12 protein-coding genes are annotated in these 17,142 nt (G+C 67.2%); 8 read left to right on the top strand and 4 right to left on the bottom strand.

Annotated elements, in window-relative coordinates; genetic code table 11:
* Positions 1-6 precede the first annotated feature (6 nt).
* From AC1Q87_RS15685 to AC1Q87_RS15670, 4 genes are all read left to right on the top strand, one after another.
* Positions 7-1,230: an NADP-dependent isocitrate dehydrogenase gene (locus AC1Q87_RS15685; protein ID WP_492609848.1), complete on the top strand. Its 1,224-nt coding sequence runs from the start codon at positions 7-9 to the stop codon at positions 1,228-1,230.
* Between the two features lie 4 nt (positions 1,231-1,234).
* Positions 1,235-1,798, top strand: coding sequence for a DUF2939 domain-containing protein (locus AC1Q87_RS15680; protein WP_492609847.1), 564 nt, complete (start codon positions 1,235-1,237; stop codon positions 1,796-1,798).
* Entirely contained in the window at positions 1,795-2,496 is a 702-nt protein-coding gene (locus AC1Q87_RS15675) for a ribonuclease T2 family protein (RefSeq protein WP_492609846.1), read from the top strand. Before AC1Q87_RS15680 ends, AC1Q87_RS15675 begins: the two co-directional genes overlap by 4 nt.
* 67 nt (positions 2,497-2,563) lie before the next feature.
* Positions 2,564-2,941, top strand: a complete 378-nt coding sequence (locus tag AC1Q87_RS15670; protein ID WP_492609845.1) for a VOC family protein — start codon at positions 2,564-2,566, stop codon at positions 2,939-2,941.
* Between the two features lie 329 nt (positions 2,942-3,270).
* Here AC1Q87_RS15670 and AC1Q87_RS15665 read toward each other — a convergent pair whose 3' ends face one another.
* From AC1Q87_RS15665 to AC1Q87_RS15650, 4 genes are all read right to left on the bottom strand, one after another.
* The gene (locus AC1Q87_RS15665; RefSeq protein WP_492609844.1) at positions 3,271-3,900 is read right to left on the bottom strand and encodes a PEPxxWA-CTERM sorting domain-containing protein; all 630 of its coding nucleotides are present in this window, start codon (positions 3,898-3,900) and stop codon (positions 3,271-3,273) included.
* Positions 3,901-4,125: 225 nt separating this feature from the next.
* The gene (gene alaS, locus AC1Q87_RS15660; protein WP_492609843.1) at positions 4,126-6,765 is read right to left on the bottom strand and encodes an alanine--tRNA ligase; all 2,640 of its coding nucleotides are present in this window, start codon (positions 6,763-6,765) and stop codon (positions 4,126-4,128) included.
* Positions 6,766-7,017: 252 nt separating this feature from the next.
* A complete protein-coding gene (gene recA / locus AC1Q87_RS15655) occupies positions 7,018-8,088 on the bottom strand; it encodes a recombinase RecA (RefSeq protein WP_492609842.1) in 1,071 nt (356 codons plus the stop codon).
* A gap of 166 nt (positions 8,089-8,254) precedes the next feature.
* The gene (locus AC1Q87_RS15650) at positions 8,255-10,699 is read right to left on the bottom strand and encodes a TonB-dependent receptor (RefSeq protein WP_492609841.1); all 2,445 of its coding nucleotides are present in this window, start codon (positions 10,697-10,699) and stop codon (positions 8,255-8,257) included.
* Positions 10,700-10,995: 296 nt separating this feature from the next.
* Between AC1Q87_RS15650 and AC1Q87_RS15645 the strand changes: the two genes are divergently transcribed.
* The 4 genes from AC1Q87_RS15645 (at position 10,996) to AC1Q87_RS15630 (ending at position 17,066) form a co-directional block, all read left to right on the top strand.
* On the top strand, positions 10,996-11,559 hold the full coding sequence (locus AC1Q87_RS15645) for an RNA polymerase sigma factor (RefSeq protein ID WP_492609840.1): 564 nt from the start codon (positions 10,996-10,998) through the stop codon (positions 11,557-11,559).
* Positions 11,522-12,550, top strand: coding sequence for a FecR family protein (locus AC1Q87_RS15640; protein ID WP_492609839.1), 1,029 nt, complete (start codon positions 11,522-11,524; stop codon positions 12,548-12,550). The genes AC1Q87_RS15645 and AC1Q87_RS15640 overlap by 38 nt, the downstream gene beginning before the upstream one ends.
* Before the next feature lie 69 nt (positions 12,551-12,619).
* The gene (locus tag AC1Q87_RS15635) at positions 12,620-14,110 is read left to right on the top strand and encodes an amidohydrolase (protein ID WP_492609838.1); all 1,491 of its coding nucleotides are present in this window, start codon (positions 12,620-12,622) and stop codon (positions 14,108-14,110) included.
* Positions 14,111-14,306: 196 nt separating this feature from the next.
* Positions 14,307-17,066 carry a M14 family metallopeptidase gene (locus tag AC1Q87_RS15630; RefSeq protein ID WP_492609837.1) on the top strand — a complete coding sequence of 920 codons (2,760 nt, stop codon included), beginning with the start codon at positions 14,307-14,309 and terminating at the stop codon, positions 17,064-17,066.
* Positions 17,067-17,142 lie beyond the last annotated feature (76 nt).

The following is a 17,142-nucleotide window of genomic DNA, read 5'->3' as shown; positions in this document are numbered from 1 at the left end:
GCCCTCATGGCCAAGATTAAAGTCGCGAACCCCGTCGTAGACATCGACGGGGACGAGATGACCCGCATCATCTGGAAGTGGATCAAGGACAAGCTGATCTTCCCGCATCTGGATATCGATCTGGATTACTACGACCTGGGAATCGAGCACCGCGACGCCACGGACGACAAGGTCACCGTCGACGCGGCCGAGGCCATCAAGCGCCACGGCGTCGGCGTGAAGTGCGCCACGATCACCCCGGACGAAGCGCGGGTCGAAGAGTTCGGCCTGAAGAAGATGTGGAAGTCGCCGAACGGCACCATCCGCAACATCCTCGGCGGCGTCGTCTTCCGCGAGCCGATCATCTGCAAGAACGTCCCGCGCCTGATTCCGGGCTGGACCCAGCCGATCATCGTCGGCCGTCACGCCTTCGGCGACCAATACAAGGCCACCGACTTCAAGGTGCCCGGCAAGGGCCGCCTGACCATCAAGTGGGAAGGCGAGAACGGCGACACCATCGAGCACGAAGTGTTCGAGTTCCCCGGCGGCGGCGTCGCCATGGGCATGTACAACCTCGACGACTCGATCCGCGAATTCGCGCACGCCTGCCTGAACTACGGCCTGCAGCGGAAGTACCCGGTCTACCTGTCGACCAAGAACACGATCCTCAAGGCCTATGACGGCCGCTTCAAGGACATCTTCGCCGAGGTCTACGAGGCCGAATACGCCGGCAAGTTCAAGGAAGCCGGCATCGTCTACGAGCACCGCCTGATCGACGACATGGTCGCCTCGGCCCTGAAGTGGTCCGGCGGCTTCGTCTGGGCCTGCAAGAACTACGACGGCGACGTCCAGTCCGACCAGGTCGCCCAGGGCTTCGGCTCGCTGGGCCTGATGACCTCGGTGCTGATCACGCCGGACGGCAAGATCATGGAATCGGAAGCCGCCCACGGCACCGTGACCCGTCACTTCCGCCAGCATCAGCGCGGCGAGTCGACCTCGACCAACTCGATCGCCTCGATCTTCGCCTGGACCCAGGGCCTGAAGCACCGCGCCAAGCTCGACGGCAACGCCGAGCTCGCCCACTTCGCCGACACCCTGGAGAAGGTCTGCGTCGACACCGTCGAAGCCGGCTCGATGACCAAGGATCTGGCGCTGCTGGTCGGCGACACCCAGGGCTGGCTGACGACGGAAGGCTTCATCGACAAGGTCGCGGCCAATCTGGAAGCGGCGTTGGCGAAGTCGCCTGCCTAAGAGCATGAACGACCGCGTGCGCGAGGACTGGAGCCTTGCCCGCGCGGTCTTCCGCTTGATCGTCACTCTGATCGTGGGAACGGCGCTGGTCTTCGCGACCGCGCCGTTCTTTGCGTTTCGGGCCACCAAGGCCGCCGCCCGCGACGGCGACGGCCAGGCGCTGGCCCAGTTGGTCGACTACGTCGCCGTGCGCCAGGGGCTGCGCCCGCAGGTCGCCGAGCGCGCCGTCCCCGCCCCGCCGCCGCCCGATGTCTGGACTGACCCGATCGGCGCGATGAAGCGCGCCATCGAGCCGATCGTGCCGACGCCGCCCCAGGTCGAGCCCTATCTGAGCGCGGCCGGCCTTTACGATCTGGCGCGCGGCTATGCGCCAGGCGCCGCGCCGGCGGACGCCGCCGACCGGGCGTTTCCGCGCCTGCGCTACTGGGACCCCAACCGCGCCCGCTTCCTGGTGCTGGCCAAGGGCGTGAAGTCGGCCGACCAGGGCGTGGTGTTCACCTTCGAGCGCCGCGGCCTGTTCACCTGGAAGCTCGTGCAGATCCGCCTGCCCGTCAAAGCCGGCGCGTGAGGGGCGGCTTTCTCCTCACCCTGCTGGCGACCTGGTCGGCGGCCGGCTTCGCCGCAGCCGCGCCGCTGCGGGCCTGCACGCCGCCGGCCCACGTGACGCCTGCGCCGGCCGAGCGCCCCCCGGAACGCCAGATCGTCCGCGGCATGCCGGTCGCCTCGTACATGCTGGCCCTGAGTTGGTCGCCGGAGTGGTGCCGGACCCGCGGCGGCTCCGCCGAGGCGCGGTTTCAATGCCGCCAGAACCACATGGGTTTCGTGGTCCATGGCCTGTGGCCCAACGGACCGGGCAAGCGCCATCCCCGCTACTGCGGGCCCGCCCCCGGCATCAACGCCGCGACCGTCCGCAAGAACTACTGCATGACCCCCTCCGCCGAGCTGCTGCAGCACGAGTGGGCCGCGCACGGCACGTGCGGCTGGACATCACCGGAGGCCTATTTCGATCGGGCGCGGATGCTCTGGAGTTCGATCGACGCGCCGAGCCTGACGTTCCCCACGGGCAAGGAGGTCACGGCCGGCGACGTCCGCGACGCCTTCCTCGCCCGCAACCGCAGCCTTCGCCGCAACGGCCTCTATGTGAAGGTCGCGGACGGCAATCGCCTGCAGGAAGTCCGCATCTGCCACGATCTGGCGTTTCGGCCGGCGGCGTGCCGGGGCGGCCTGGGCGCGCCGGACCACGCTCGGATCCGCATCCAGCATTAGCATTTGTTCTTGTTATGTTCGCATCGCAAGACTAGCGTCGCGCCCTGACATCAGGGAGACGCACGACATGATCGGCTACGTTACGATCGGGGCGCTGAACGTCGAGGACGCCATGCCGTTCTACGACGCCGTGCTGGGCGCCATCGGCTACGAACGGCAATTCTTCGACAGCGGCTGGGCCGGCTATGGTCCGAAGGGCCAGGAGGCGAACACCTTCGTCTGTCCGCCCTTCGACGGCCAACAGGCGCGGGGCGGCAATGGCGTCATGATCGCGTTCCGCGGCCCGAACAAGGAATCGGTCGATGCGGCCCATGCCGCGGCGCTGGCCTTCGGCGGCGCCGACGAGGGCGCGCCAGGTCCGCGACCAGCCGACTCGACGACGTTCTATGGGGCCTATGTGCGCGACGCGACGGGCAACAAGATCGCGATCTTCACCCGTCCCTAGACCTCAAGCGCAAAGGAGGACCGCGTGGGGTTTCGCGGCCCTCCTCCTCCGTGGGGACGGACGTTCTCGCCGATGCGCGGCGAGCGGCGGCGTAAGGCCCCGCCGAGCCCCCGGCCCACGCCGCTGGAGTTCGGCGGGAACGGGGCCTCATTGGGCGTCCGCCCTTGCCCGCCGGCAAACCTCGGCACCCCACGCGCGCGCGTCCTTGGCCGAATTCGCCTCCTAGCAGGCCGTAAGTTCAATGAATTCCGCGACTTGTGCAGATTTGAGCGGCGCAAACAAAAAAGGCCGGGGTCACCCCCGGCCTTTCTGCTGACTGTTCGCGCGATTTAGGCCGCGACGAGCGTCTCACGACGACGACGGATGGCCACGCCGGCCAGGCCGAAGCCGGTGATCATCATCGCCCAGGTGGCCGGTTCCGGCACCGCCGACGGCAGGTCGATGAGCTTGAAGTTGGCTTCAACCACCGCGCCGTACTTCTGGCCCGGGTTGGTGCCGAACAGGCCCCAGTTGAAGTTGGTGTCCTTCAGGGACACTTCGAGCTTGCCGCCGTTGCCGAAGGTGTAGATGGCCGGGCCATCCCACTCGATGTGGCCGCCCTGAACCAGGAAGCCGTTGATGCCGAAGGTGTCGCCGGTGATCGGGCCGCCCGACCACGGACCGGTCGGCGCGGTGAACTGCAGCTGGACCGAGATCGGCTTGTGGGCCCAATCGTCGGGGTTGATGGAGCCTTCGTTGGTCCAGATCGAGAACAGGCCGACCGGGGCGCTGGTCACGCCGACTTCGAGCGGCAGGCTGAAGGTGTTGTAGTTGCCGGTCTGGACGACGAGGCCCGGATCGGTGCTGTTGGACGTGACATTATTGACGCCGCCCGAGAAAACGGTCGCGGCTTCAGCGGCCGGAACGGCGGCGAAGCTGAGCGCCAGCGCAGCGGCGGCAGCGGGCAGATACTTGAACATTGAACCCATCCTTACGTTGATCCTGCGCCCCGTAAGGCGCCCCTCTGGATGGTGAACTAGAGCTTAATGCAATCGCTGGCAACGCCACTCGCCTCACACGGGTATGCAAATTTTACGTTTCGCCGAGCGGCGTTCGCTTTTTTGCAAATCAGGGTTAACCCAGGGGCGATCGACAAAAAAAGGGGGCGCATCAGCGCCCCCTCCTCAGAACCCCATTGAGCCGAATCAGGCCCCCAGCAAGGCCTTGATCGCCGCGAGGCCCTCGTTGGCCTTCGCGCCGTCGGGCGCTCCGCCCTGGGCGAAGTCGGGACGTCCGCCCGCGCCTTGCCCGCCCATCGCCTGGACCGCCGCCTTGGCGAGATCCACGGCGCTGAACTTGCCGGCCGCCGCGCCAGTGACCGCGACGGTCACCGCCGCCTTGCCCTCGGCCGAACCGACCAGCGCGATGACGCCGTCCGGCAGCTGCTTCTTGAACTCCTCGGCGATGGGACGCAGGTCCTTGCCGCCGACGCCGTCCATCACACGCGCGATGACCTGCACCCCGCCGATGTCCTCAGGGCCCGCAGCCGCGCCGCCGGCGCCGCCGCCCATGGCCAGCTGACGCTTGGCCTCGGCCAGTTCCTTCTCAAGCTTGCGGCGCTGGGTCTCGAGCGCCTCGACCCGCGCGGCGACTTCAACGACCGGCACCTTGAACTGGTCGGCCAGCGCCTTGGCGACGCTCGCCTGTTCGATCAGCCAGCGGCGCGCCGCCTCGCCGGTCAGCGCCTCGATCCGCCGCACGCCGGCGGCGACGCCGCTCTCGGAGACGATCTTGAAGATCGCGATGTCGCCGGTCCGCGCCACGTGGGTGCCGCCGCAGAGCTCGACCGAGTAGTCGCCCTCGCCCGCCAGCGACTTGCCGAGGGTGAGAACGCGGACCGAGTCGCCATACTTCTCGCCGAACAGCGCCATGGCCCCGGCCTCGATCGCCTTTTCGGGCGCCATCACCTCAGTCTCGGCCGGCAGGTTCTGGCGGACCACGGCGTTGACCTCGGTCTCGATCTTCTCGATCTCCTCGGCGGTCAGCGGACCGCCGTGGCTGAAGTCGAAGCGGATGCGCTCGCCATCGACCATCTGGCCCTTCTGCGACACGTGCGGCCCCAGCACGTTGCGCAGCGCCGCGTGCAGCAGGTGGGTCGCCGAGTGGTTGGCACGGGTCGCGGTGCGCAGATCAGGATCGACCGCCAGACGCGCCTCCGCGCCGACCGCCAGTTCGCCCTGCAGCACTTCGATCTCGTGGACGAAGAGGTCGCCGGCCTGCTTCTGGGTGTCGAGCACGCGGGCCTTGCCGCCGTTCCACTCGATCTCGCCCACGTCGCCGGCCTGGCCGCCGCTCTCGGCGTAGAACGGCGTGCGGTCGAACACCGCCAGCACGGTCTGACCGGTCGTCGCACCTTCGACTTCCCCGTCGCCCGCGACCAGGGCCAGCAGCTTGCCGGTTGCTTCAGTGGTGTCGTAGCCGAGGAACTGCGTCGCGCCGAGCCGCTCGCGGATGGCGAACCACTCCGCCGCCTGCGCGGCTTGGCCAGACCCGGTCCAGGCCTCACGGGCCTGGTCGCGCTGACGCTTCATCGCATCCTCGAAGCCCGCGAGGTCGACGCTGATGCCCTTGTTGCGAACCGCGTCCTGGGTGAGGTCGAGCGGGAAGCCGTAGGTGTCGTAGAGCTTGAAGGCGGTTTCGCCCGAGAGCATGTCGCCCGCGCTCATCTTGGCGGTGGCCTCGTCGAGCAACGTCATGCCGCGGCCCAGGGTGCGGCGGAACCGCTCCTCTTCCTGGCGCAGGGTTTCGACGATCACCGGCTCGGCGCGGCGCAGTTCGGGATAGGCCTCGCCCATCTCGGCGACCAGGACCGGCGCCAGACGGTGCATCAACGGCTCTTCCGCGCCCAGCAGGTGCGCATGGCGCATGGCCCGGCGCATGATCCGGCGCAGCACGTAGCCGCGGCCCTCGTTCGACGGCGACACGCCGTCGGCGATCAGGAAGCTGGTCGAACGCAGGTGGTCGGCGATGACCCGGTGCGAGGGGCCGTTCGTGCCGTCCCCGACCAGTTGCTTGGAGGCGGCGATCAGCGTGCGGAACAGGTCGACGTCGTAGTTGTCGTGCACGCCCTGCAGCACCGCGGCGATGCGCTCCAGGCCCATGCCGGTGTCGATCTGCGGCTTGGGCAGGTCGATGCGCCGCCCATCGGCGAACTGCTCGAACTGCATGAAGACGAGGTTCCAGATCTCAACGAACCGGTCGCCGTCCTCGTCCGGGCTGCCGGGCGGGCCGCCGGGGATGTGCTCGCCGTGGTCGTAAAAGATTTCCGAGCACGGACCACAGGGGCCGGTGTCGCCCATCGACCAGAAATTGTCGTTGGTGGCGATGCGGATGATCTTCTCGTCCGGCAGGCCGGCGATCTTCTTCCAGAGCTCAGCCGCCTCATCGTCGGTGTGGTAGACGGTGACGCACAGCTTCTCCGCCGGAATCTTGAATTCCTTGGTCAGCAGGGTCCAGGCGTGCTCGATCGCGCCGGCCTTGAAGTAGTCGCCGAAGGAGAAGTTCCCCAGCATCTCGAAGAAGGTGTGGTGGCGCGCGGTGTAGCCGACATTGTCCAGGTCGTTGTGCTTGCCGCCGGCGCGGACCGACTTCTGCGACGACGCAGCGCGCGGACCGGGCGGGGTCTCGGCGCCGGTGAAGTAGTTCTTGAACGGCACCATGCCCGCGTTGACGAACAGCAGGGTCGGGTCGTTCTGCGGCACGAGCGGGGCCGACGGAATGATCAGGTGATCATTCTTCTCGAAGTAGCCCAGGAACGCAGCTCTGATTTCGTTGAGGCTCGGCATGGCTCGTCGGACGTTGAAGCGAAAAAAATAGATAAGGGCTCGCGCACCGTTGCGCCGCCCCGCGCGCGACCGTTTACGGATTTTGTCGACACCCGCAAAGGAAAAGGACGCTTGAACGACGTGCGTCCAAGCGTCCTTGCGCATCTTCCGAAGCGGCCGCGCGGGGGCTCAGCCGGCTCGGGCGGGTCCGAACGTCGGGTTGGAGGCGTCCGGGTCCGAGCGGCCGTGGCGGCCGCCCCGGCGATGCGGATCCTAGTCCTCGGCGTCTTCGTCGCCGGTCGGCCCGACCAGCAGCTCTTCCTCGATCGCTTCCTTGGCGCCGCGGACCTGGCGTTCGATCTGCTGGGCGATGTCGGGATTGTTCTTCAGGAATTCCCGAGCGTTGTCGCGCCCTTGACCGATCCGCGTCGAGTTCCAGGAGAACCACGACCCCGACTTCTCGATGACGCCGGCCTTGACGCCCAGGTCGATGATCTCGCCGAGCTTCGAGATGCCCTCGCCGTACATGATGTCGAACTCGACCTCGCGGAACGGCGGGGCGACCTTGTTCTTCACCACCTTCACGCGGACGTTGTTGCCGAGGATCTCGTCACGCACCTTCACCGAGCCGGTGCGGCGGATGTCGAGACGCACCGAGGCGTAGAACTTCAGAGCGTTGCCGCCGGTCGTGGTCTCCGGGCTTCCGTACATCACCCCGATCTTGTGGCGGATCTGGTTGATGAAGATGACCAGGGTCTTGGACTTGGAGATCGACCCCGTCAGCTTGCGCAGCGCCTGGCTCATCAGACGGGCCTGGAGGCCGGGCAGCTGGTCGCCCATTTCGCCTTCGATTTCGGCCCGCGGCGTCAGCGCCGCCACCGAGTCGATGACGATCACGTCGATGGCGCCGGAACGCACCAGGGTGTCGGTGATCTCCAGGGCCTGTTCACCGGTGTCCGGCTGCGAGACCAGCAGGTCGTCGAGATTGACGCCCAGCTTGTTGGCGTACTGCGGATCCAGGGCGTGCTCGGCGTCCACGAACGCGGCGACGCCGCCGGCCTTCTGCACCTCGGCCACGACGTGCAGCGCCAGGGTGGTCTTACCCGAGCTTTCCGGACCGTAGATCTCGACGATCCGCCCTTTGGGCAGACCTCCGATACCGAGCGCCAGATCGAGCCCGAGCGAGCCAGTGGACACCGCCTCGACCTCGATATGGCTCTTTTCGCCCAGCTTCATCACCGAGCCTTTGCCAAAGGCCCGATCGATTTGTGCAATCGCCGCTTCCAGAGCGCGCTGCTTATCGCCTTCTTCTCGTCCCACGAGCTTTAACGCCGACTGACTCATTTCAAGGCGCCCCTTGTTGCATGATTCCAACCCGACAGTCCGTGCCCGCAAGTGGCGTCCGCGTCCGTCGGAACAAGGCGTACGCGCTTTGTTCCGGGTTCACAAGATGTTCTTTTTGCGCCAACATTCACTCTACGTCCGGAACTGACGCAGGACCAGCAAGGTCTCAGAAGTCGTAGGTGGCGGTCAGTCCGAACCGGCGCGGCCGAGGCGCGATCGTCAGCGGCTGGCGGGCGGTCGTGGCGAAACTCGGATCATCGACATCGGTCAGATTCTCGACGAACGCGCCGATCGTCCAGCGGGCGGCCCGCACGGCGGCCCGGGTGTTGAGCAGCCAGTAGTCGCCAAGCGCCACATCGTTGCCGACGCCCGGGTCGAACGTGCTGTTCGAGCGCCCGACATAGGCTGCGTCGCCGCGCAGCAAGAGCTCTAGCCCGCCGCCCAGGTCGCGCCGATATTCCAGCCAGCCGTCCGCCGCCACGCGCGGCACCGCCGGAATGCGGTCGCCGGCCGAGCCCAGGCCCACCCCGTCGGCGCTGGCCTGGTCGCTGGTGAGGATCGCGTCGGTCAGAGCCAGGTTCGCCCCCCCGCGCAGCGCCGGGTTGAAGACGAAGCTGACGTCGGCTTCCAGCCCGTTGACCCGCGCCCGGCCGAGGTTGGTGATGAAGGAGAACGCCCCGTTCGTGCTGTTGGCGGTGTATTGCATGTCCCGCCAGTCGACGTGATAGAGCGCCGCGTTGAGCGCCAGGCGGTTGTTCAACCAGGCGCTCTTGAGGCCGAGCTCATAGTTCCAGAGCGAGTCGGCGCCATAGACCGCCAGGTTCGGCGGCAGGCCCGGGACGGTGTTGACCCCGCCCGGCCGGAAGCCCTGGGAGGCCTGGGCATAGCCCATCGCCAACGGTCCGAACCGATGACTGGCGAGGAACTTGAGGCTCCAGCCGCTCTCTTCGACGCCGTTGCGGAAGTTGGCCTCGGAGGTGTTGGAGATCACGTTGACGACGAGGGCGCGGCCCTCGGTCCGCTTGTCATAGGCGAAGCGGCGCGCGCCCATCACGAAGGACGTATCGCGGTCCGCGCCCAGGGTGACCTCCCCATAGACCGCGCGCTGGGTCAGGCGGCTGTCGACGATGCGCCGGCCGGTGAAGTCGCCGTGCCGCGGCAAGCCGGTGAGCGGATCGCCGACGATGACCTGGCTGTCGATGGTGTCGCTGCGCACCTCGCGGAACACGCCGGCGGTCCAGGCCAGGAAGCCGGGCTCATCCGATTGCAGCCGCACCTCCTGGACGTCCGCGTGGAGGTCGATCGGCTGATAGAGCAGCCCCGGCGCGCGGCTGTCGACATAGGTGGAGTAGGCGGAGAGCTGCGAGGGCGTGCAGGTCCCGGCGATCGGGATCTGAAGATAGCGCTTGCAGCCGTCGATGCTGAGCCGCTCGCTCTGCAAGGTGCCGGTGTAGTCGATCTGGCGCGTGCTCTTCCACGCGTAGGATGCGGCGTTGGCAGCGAGCCTCACCCCCGAGAAGCGCCAGGACAACGCGCCCTCGTACATCGTCATCCGGCTGTCGAAGGGTGTCCGCACGAAACCATAGGACACGTTCGGCGGCGCGCCGGCCCAGCCGCCGCTGGTGTCGCCTTCGCGGGTGTCCTGTTGCGCCGCGGTCAGGTTGATCTGCAGATCGTTGTCGAACTCGAAACCTAGTCCCAGCCGTGCGCCCCAGGTGGCGCTGTCGTTGATCCCCTTCAGTCCCAGCCGACGGTTCTCAAGATAGCCCGGATCGCGGCGGTGATAGGCCGCCAGCCGCAAGCCGACCTTGTCCTGCACGAGCGGCTGGTTGACGACCAGGGTCTCGGCCTCGCCCCAGTAGCCCGCATTGGTCGAGGCTTCGGCCGACAGCGAGCCGCTGGGCTCGCTCAGATCCGGCCGCTTGAAGACCACCTTGAGCGCCCCGCCCATGGCGCTGGAGCCGTAGAGCGTTCCCTGCGGCCCACGCAGCAACTCCATGCGCTCGATGTCGACCAGCAGGAACTCCGGCGAGGAGCCGCCCGGATCGGCGGTCGTACCGCTGGGGCCGGTCACCGGGATATCGTCGTAATAGAGTGCGGTAGTCGCTTCGCCGGAACCGTAGACGCCCCGCAGGCTGAATCGATTGCGGCCGGTGCCGGTGCTGGTCTGGGTGAGCCCCGGCATCAAGGCCGCCGCCTGGCTGAAGGTGGCCGCCCCGGCCCGGGTGAGCTCCTCGCCGGAGAACGCCCGCACGGACATCGGCGTCAGACGATCGAGCGTCGGACGGCGCAGGGCGGTGACGACGAGGCCTTCGATCTCGGCTTCAGGTTCCTCGATCGTTGGCGCAAGCGCGTGTTCGACCAGGTAGCGCCCTTGGAACTCGCGCCAGCTGAGACCGGAGCCGCGGAGCAGCGCATTGAGCGCGGCGTCCGCGTCCATCCGCCCAAAAACCGCCTTGCTTCGGCGGCCGGCGACCATGGACGGCGTGAACAGGATGTCGCGGTCGCTCTGCGCCGAGAACATGGTCAGGGCGCGATCGAGCGGCGCTCCTGCGGGAATCGCAAATTGAGTCTTCCGGCCGGCCGCCTCGGCCGCAGTCGCAAGCAGCATGGCGGACGAAGCGCACGCAACAACGATCCCGAGACGGAGAATACTCAACGGCTACAAGGCTCCGCGCCAACGCCACGGCCTTCCGACAACCGCGGTTTTAAAGCCAGCCCCGCGGGCCAACCACTGCGCTCTTTGCCGCTCTCCGCCCCCATGGCGCCGACGACCGTCCCACCGTTGCACGAAAACACAGCAGCCCCCGCAACGTACGTGGAGGCTTCCCAAACGTCATTGACCTGGGCGCCCCCATCAACAACCATGACGCCAATAAGACATTTCGGGGTGTTCAGGAAATTTCCATGGCGTGGGCGGAAACGACCGGTGCCAGGGGCGAGCCGGAGGGATTGGCGCATGCGTCGATCCCGTACCAGCAAGCCCTACGCGCCTTCTTTCGGCGCAGGGCCGACGGACACGAAATCGACGACCTGATTCAGGAAGTACTCCTGCGGCTGCACAACCGTCGCCAGGGCGGCGAGGTGACAAACCTTTCCAGCTTCATCTTCCAGACCGCGACCAACGTCCTGCTCGACCGCCGTCGCCGCGACACAGTGAGGCGCCGGGGCGCGCACTGCGAACTTGAAGAAGCCCACCACCCGCTCGACGAGCTGTCTCCCGATCGGATTTTGCAGGCCAAGCAGGAAGCTTCCGTGGCGCTGGAGGCCTTAAATCAACTCTCGCCCCGCACCCGCGCGGCTTTCATGCTCGTCCGCTTCGAGGGCTTGAGCTACAAGGCTGCTGCGGCGCAACTCGGCATCTCGGTGAGCGCTGTCGAGAAGCACGTCACCAAGGCTCTCCGGATCGTCTCGATTCGGCTGCAGGAAATCGATGAACGACAACCAACGACAAATCGGTCTTTCCGGTAATCCGGACGCCGCGTCGTGGTTCGTGCGGTTGCAGCGCCATCCCGACGACAGGGGTGTTCAGAAGGAATTCGAGACCTGGCTGGCGGCCGATCCGGCCCACAGGGACGATTGGGCCCTGGTCAGCGGCGCGTGGGACCGTGTCGGCGACCTTAAGGACGATCCGCAAATCCAGGCCGCGCGCGAAGCGCTGAAGGCCGACCTCGCCGCCGAACGTCGGCGTCCGCACATGCGCTGGGCGGCCGGCATCGCGGCGACCATCGTCACCGCCGGCTCCATGCTCGGCTACGGCGCTTGGCGGCAAGGCCAAAGCATCGACACCGTGCCGGCCGCGGTGGTCGCCGCTGCGCCGCAGGCGCTGGCGGTCTATCGCACGCCCGTCGGCGGCCAGCAGACCGTCACCCTGCAGGACGGCTCCAAGGTCACGCTCAGCACCGACACCGAAGTGCAGCTGACCGACTGGAACCAACGGCGCGGCCTGACCCTTGTGCGGGGCGAAGCCTATTTCGAAGTCGCCAAGAACCCCGAGAAGCCGTTCATCGTGACCGCCGCCGGACGGACGGTCACGGCGCTCGGCACCGCGTTCGACGTCCGCGTCGATCCTGGCCGATGGTCGGTCAGCCTGGTCGAGGGCAAGGTCCGCGTGGCGGCCGCCCACACCAGCGTCGACATGACGCCCGGCCACCACCTGGTCCAGACCGGCGCCGCGCCGTGGACGGTCGAGAAGCGCAACCTCGCCGATCTGACGAGCTGGCGCGACGGCAGCCTGGTGTTCGAGAACCGGCCGCTGGCGTCCATCGTTGAGGAAATGAACCGCTACTCGGCCCGCAAGGTGCGCATCGCCGATGCGGATCTCGCAGCGACCCCGCTCAGCGGACGATTCAAGACCGGCGATATGGCCGGTTTCGTTGCGACGCTCGAGGCCTACGGCATGGTCAAGGCCGGCCACAGCGCCCCCAACATCATCGACCTCTACCCGCCCGCCGGGGAGTGAGGATTCAAGACGCCGTTGCGTCTTGAAGGGGAGCGGCCGCGCCCTATGCGCCGCCGTCCTGGAGGACCCATGAAACTGATTTCGAAGGCGCTGGCGACCAGCGCGCTCTGCGCTACGGCCTGGCTTGCCGCCTCGGCCGCCACCGCCGCCCCGCTCACCGCGGCCGACAAGAGCCAGCTCACCGCGGCGGTCGACGCCTACACGCCGAAGATGAACGACGCAGCCCTGAAGATCTGGAGCTTCGCCGAGCTCGGCTATCAGGAAACCAAGAGCAGCGCCCTCCTCCAGGATCAGCTGAAGGCCGCCGGGTTTAAGGTCCAGGCCGGCGTCGCCGGCGAACCGACCGGCTTCGTCGCCAGCTTCAAGAACGGCACGGGCCCGGTCATCGCCATCCTCGCCGAATTCGACGCCCTGCCCGGCCTGTCGCAGGCCGCCGTCCCCACCAAGCAACCGATCGCCGGCCAGGACAACGGCCATGGCTGCGGCCACAGCCTGTTCGGCGCCGCCTCGGTGGCGAGCGCCGTGGCGCTGAAGCAGTGGATGGTCGCCAACAAGGTCCAGGGCGAAGTGCGCGTCTACGGCACGCCGGCCGAAGAAGGCGGCTCGGGCAAGGTCTACATGGTCCGCGACGGCCTGTTCAACGACGTCGACATCACCCTGCACTGGCACCCGGGCAACACCAACTCGGCCAACCAGGGCACCTCGATGGCCAACATCAGCGGCAAGTTCCGCTTCTACGGCCAGTCGAGCCACGCCTCGGGCGCTCCGTGGGCCGGCCGCTCGGCCCTGGACGGCGTCGAGATCATGAACGTCGCCAACAACTATCTGCGTGAGCACATCCCGGACCGCACCCGGATCCACTACGTGGTCACCAACGGCGGCAAGGCTCCGAACGTCGTGCCGGACTTCGCCGAGGTCTACTACTACGTCCGCAACGCCGACCCGAAGATCGTCGTGGACGTGATGGACCGGGTGAAGAAGGCCGCCGACGGCGCGGCGATGATCACCGGCACCAAGGTCGAGTTCGAACAGACCGGCGGCGTCTACAACCTGCTGCCCAACGACGTGCTGGGCAAGGTGATGTACCAGTCGCTGAGCGACGTCGGCGGCATCACCTGGACCGCTGAAGAGACCAAGTTCGCCCAGCAACTGGCCAAGTCCCTGCCGAACGGCGGCGGCGACCTGTCGTCGGTCGGCAAGATCCAGGCTTACAAGGACGCCGACACCTCGGGCGACGCCGGCGGCGGTTCAACCGACGTGGCCGACGTCTCGTGGGTCACCCCGACCGTGGGCCTCTCGACCGCCACCTTCGTGCCCGGCTCGGCCGGCCACAGCTGGCAGAACGTCGCGGCGGCCGGCATGAGCATCGGCCTCAAGGGCGCGGCCGTCGCGGCCAAGACCCTGTCGCTGACCGGCGCCGAACTGCTGTCGAACCCGGAGCTGATCGCTCAGGCCAAGGCCGAGCTCAAGCAGCGTCAGGGCGCGGACTTCAACTACAAGTCGATGGTTGGCGATCGCAAGCCGCCGCTCGACTACCGCAAGGCCGGCGGCGCCGAGTAAGCCGCATGCGGGGGCCGGCCGCGCCGGCCCCCGTCTTTTCAACGCCGCGGTATCCCCTCGTCGCGTTGAATTTTGATCCGCAACTGCAGGTGCGGAATCGAAGCCAGCTTGCGTCTCGTCTACTGAGGCAGGTCCATTTGTGGGACCGCCAGTTCTGGCAATCGAGACGGGGGATGGAATGACGCGAAAACACGCAATGACGGGCGCCGCCCTGGCGCTGGTCATGATCATGGGTGGGGCCGCCAACGCGGCGAGCATCACCCCGCCGAGCGAAGCCTTCGCCCAGAACCCGGGCAGTGACTACTTCCTCGCCGATTACACGGCCTACGAGGCCTATCTGAAGACCCTCGCCTCGCAATCCGACCGCATCAAGCTGGTCGACTTCGGCAAGTCCGAAGAGGGCCGCACCCAGTGGATGGCCGTGGTCTCCTCGCCCGCCAACCTCGCCAAGCTCGACCACTACAAGTCCATCTCCAAGCGCCTGGCCAAGGCCGAGGGCTTGTCGAAGGAAGAAGCCGCCAAGCTGGCGGCCGAGGGCAAGGCGGTGGTCTGGATCGACGCCGGTCTGCACGCCACCGAGACTGTGACCTCGCAGGGCCAGATCCAGGTGCTCTACCGGATGCTGACCATGAACGATCCGGAGACGCTCCGGATGCTCGACGACGTCATCATCCTGTTCGCGCACGACAACCCGGACGGCATGGAGTTGGTGTCCGACTGGTACATGCGCCACGAGGACCCGAAGAAGCGCGAGTTCAACTCGATCCCGCGCCTGTACCAGAAGTACGTGGGCCACGATAACAACCGCGACAGCTACATGTCGCAGATGGCTGAGACGACCAACGTCAACAAGCAGCTTTTCCGCGAGTGGTTCCCGCAGATCATCTTCAACCAGCACCAGACCGGTCCGACGGGCATGGTGGTGTTCGTTCCGCCCTTCCGCGACCCGTTCAACTACAACTACGACCCGCTGGTCATGACGTCCCTGCAGGAAGTCGGGATGGCGATGCACAGCCGCCTGGTCGCCGAGGACAAGCCCGGCTCCGGCGCACGCAGCGCGGCCTCGTACTCCACCTGGCACAACGGGATGGAGCGCTCGATCGCCTACTTCCACAACTCGATCGGCCTGCTGACCGAAATCATCGGCGGCCCGACTCCTGAGTCCGTGAAGCTGGTGCCGAACCTGCAGTTGCCGAACGGCGACCGGCCGATGCCGATCGCCCCGCAGACCTGGCACCTGTCGCAGACCGTCGAGTACCAATGGACGATGAACCGCGCGGTCATCGACTACGCCTCGCGCAACCGCGAACGTCTGCTGTCCAACATCTACAAGATGGGCGCGAACAGCATCGAGCGCGGCTCCAAGGACAGCTGGACGACCACGCCGACCAAGATCGACGAGCTGAACGAGGCGGCCAAGAACGCCAAGCCCGGCGCCGAGGACGAAATGATGGCCTCGTTCTTCGGCCGCGCCGGCGCGGTCGATCCGAAGCTCTACAGCGTGCTGCAGAAGCCCGAGGAGCGCGATCCGCGCGGCTTCATCATCCCGTCGGACCAGGCCGACATGCCGACCGTCACCGCGTTCGTGAACGCGCTGATCAAGACCGGCGTGGACGTCGATCGCGCCACCAAGCCGTTCAAGGTCGGCGCCAAGACCTATCCGGCCGGCTCCTACGTGGTGAAGGCCGCCCAGGCCTATCGCCCGCATGTGCTGGACATGTTCGAGCCGCAGGACCACCCGCACGACCTCGAGTATCCGGGCGGCCCGCCGAAGGCGCCGTACGACATCACCGGCTACACCCTGGCCTATCAGATGGGGATCAAGTTCGACCGCATCCTGGACGGCTTCGAGGCTCCGACCGAACGCCTGCCCGACCTCGTGCCAGTGCAGGCCGGTTCGGTGAAGGGTTCGGGCAAGGCCGGCTGGCTGATCAGCCACGAGACCAACCAGAGCTTCACCCTGACCAACCGCCTGCTTAAGGCGGGTCAGCCGGTGTTCTGGCTGAAGGACGGCGCCAAGGCGGGCAAGGACAGCTTCGGTCCTGGCGCGATCTGGGTTCCGGCCTCGGCCGAGGCTCAGGCCGTGATCGCCAAGGGCGTGAAGGACCTGGGCATCGACGCCTTCGCCGTCGGCGCCAAGCCGGCCGGCGAGGCCCTGCCGCTGAAGCCGGTCCGCATCGGGCTGGTCGACGTCTATGGGGGCTCGATGCCCTCGGGCTGGAACCGCTGGCTGTTCGAGCAGTTCGAAGCGCCCTTCGAGGTGGTCTACCCGCAGCGTCTCGACGCCGGCGACCTGGCCAAGGACTACGACGTCCTGGTCTTCGCCGACGGCGTGATCCCGGCGCCGCAGGGCGGCCCGTTCCGGGCCGGCCGCGGCTTCCCGCAGCCGAAGGCCGAGAACATCCCGGCCGAGTTCCACCCGTGGCTGGGCGCGATCACCGACGACAAGACGCTGCCGCAGGTGGCCGACTTCGCCAAGAACGGCGGCACGGTGATCACCATCGGCTCGTCCTCGCGCCTGGCGACCGTGATCGGCGCGCCGGTCGAAGTGGCCGTGGCCAAGAAGGACGGCGACAAGATCGTCGGCCTGTCGAACAAGGAATTCTACATTCCGGGTTCGGTGCTGCGCGCCAAGGTCGATAACCGCCAGCCGCTCGCCTACGGCATCCCGCAGGACGTGGACGTGTTCTTCGACCGCAGCCCGACCTTCAACCTGAAGGCTTCGGCGAGCGGCGTGGCGCGCGTCTCGTGGTTCGACACCGATGCTCCGCTGCGCAGCGGCTGGGCCGTCGGTCAGGAAAAGCTCAAGGGCTCGACCGGCGTCCTCGATATCGACGTGGGCAAGGGCAAGCTGTTCGTGATGGGCCCGGAAGTGACCCAGCGGGCGCAGTCGTACGGGACCTTCAAGTTCCTGTTCAACGGCCTGCTCTACGGCCCGGCCGTAGCGAAGAAATAGGCGTCCCCAGGACGCTTGGCGCCGGGCGGCGACGCCCGGCGCGTCAGGAGCGCCGGACCTTCGGGTCCGGCGCTCT

The organism is Phenylobacterium sp. GW823-FHT02A09 (genome assembly GCF_058797775.1).
Note: the sequence above shows the minus strand (reverse complement) of the source record. Positions and strands in the feature narration are given on the sequence as shown.

Coding starts and splice junctions, on each gene's coding strand:
- recA (WP_492609842.1), bottom strand. CDS start 8,088: ATGAGTCAGTCGGCGTTAAAGCTCGTGGGACGAGAAGAAGGCGATAAG.
- alaS (WP_492609843.1), bottom strand. CDS start 6,765: ATGCCGAGCCTCAACGAAATCAGAGCTGCGTTCCTGGGCTACTTCGAG.
- AC1Q87_RS15630 (WP_492609837.1), top strand. CDS start 14,307: ATGACGGGCGCCGCCCTGGCGCTGGTCATGATCATGGGTGGGGCCGCC.
- AC1Q87_RS15640 (WP_492609839.1), top strand. CDS start 11,522: ATGAACGACAACCAACGACAAATCGGTCTTTCCGGTAATCCGGACGCC.
- AC1Q87_RS15650 (WP_492609841.1), bottom strand. CDS start 10,699: ATGCTGCTTGCGACTGCGGCCGAGGCGGCCGGCCGGAAGACTCAATTT.
- AC1Q87_RS15665 (WP_492609844.1), bottom strand. CDS start 3,900: ATGTTCAAGTATCTGCCCGCTGCCGCCGCTGCGCTGGCGCTCAGCTTC.
- AC1Q87_RS15645 (WP_492609840.1), top strand. CDS start 10,996: ATGGCGTGGGCGGAAACGACCGGTGCCAGGGGCGAGCCGGAGGGATTG.
- AC1Q87_RS15680 (WP_492609847.1), top strand. CDS start 1,235: ATGAACGACCGCGTGCGCGAGGACTGGAGCCTTGCCCGCGCGGTCTTC.
- AC1Q87_RS15635 (WP_492609838.1), top strand. CDS start 12,620: ATGAAACTGATTTCGAAGGCGCTGGCGACCAGCGCGCTCTGCGCTACG.
- AC1Q87_RS15670 (WP_492609845.1), top strand. CDS start 2,564: ATGATCGGCTACGTTACGATCGGGGCGCTGAACGTCGAGGACGCCATG.
- AC1Q87_RS15685 (WP_492609848.1), top strand. CDS start 7: ATGGCCAAGATTAAAGTCGCGAACCCCGTCGTAGACATCGACGGGGAC.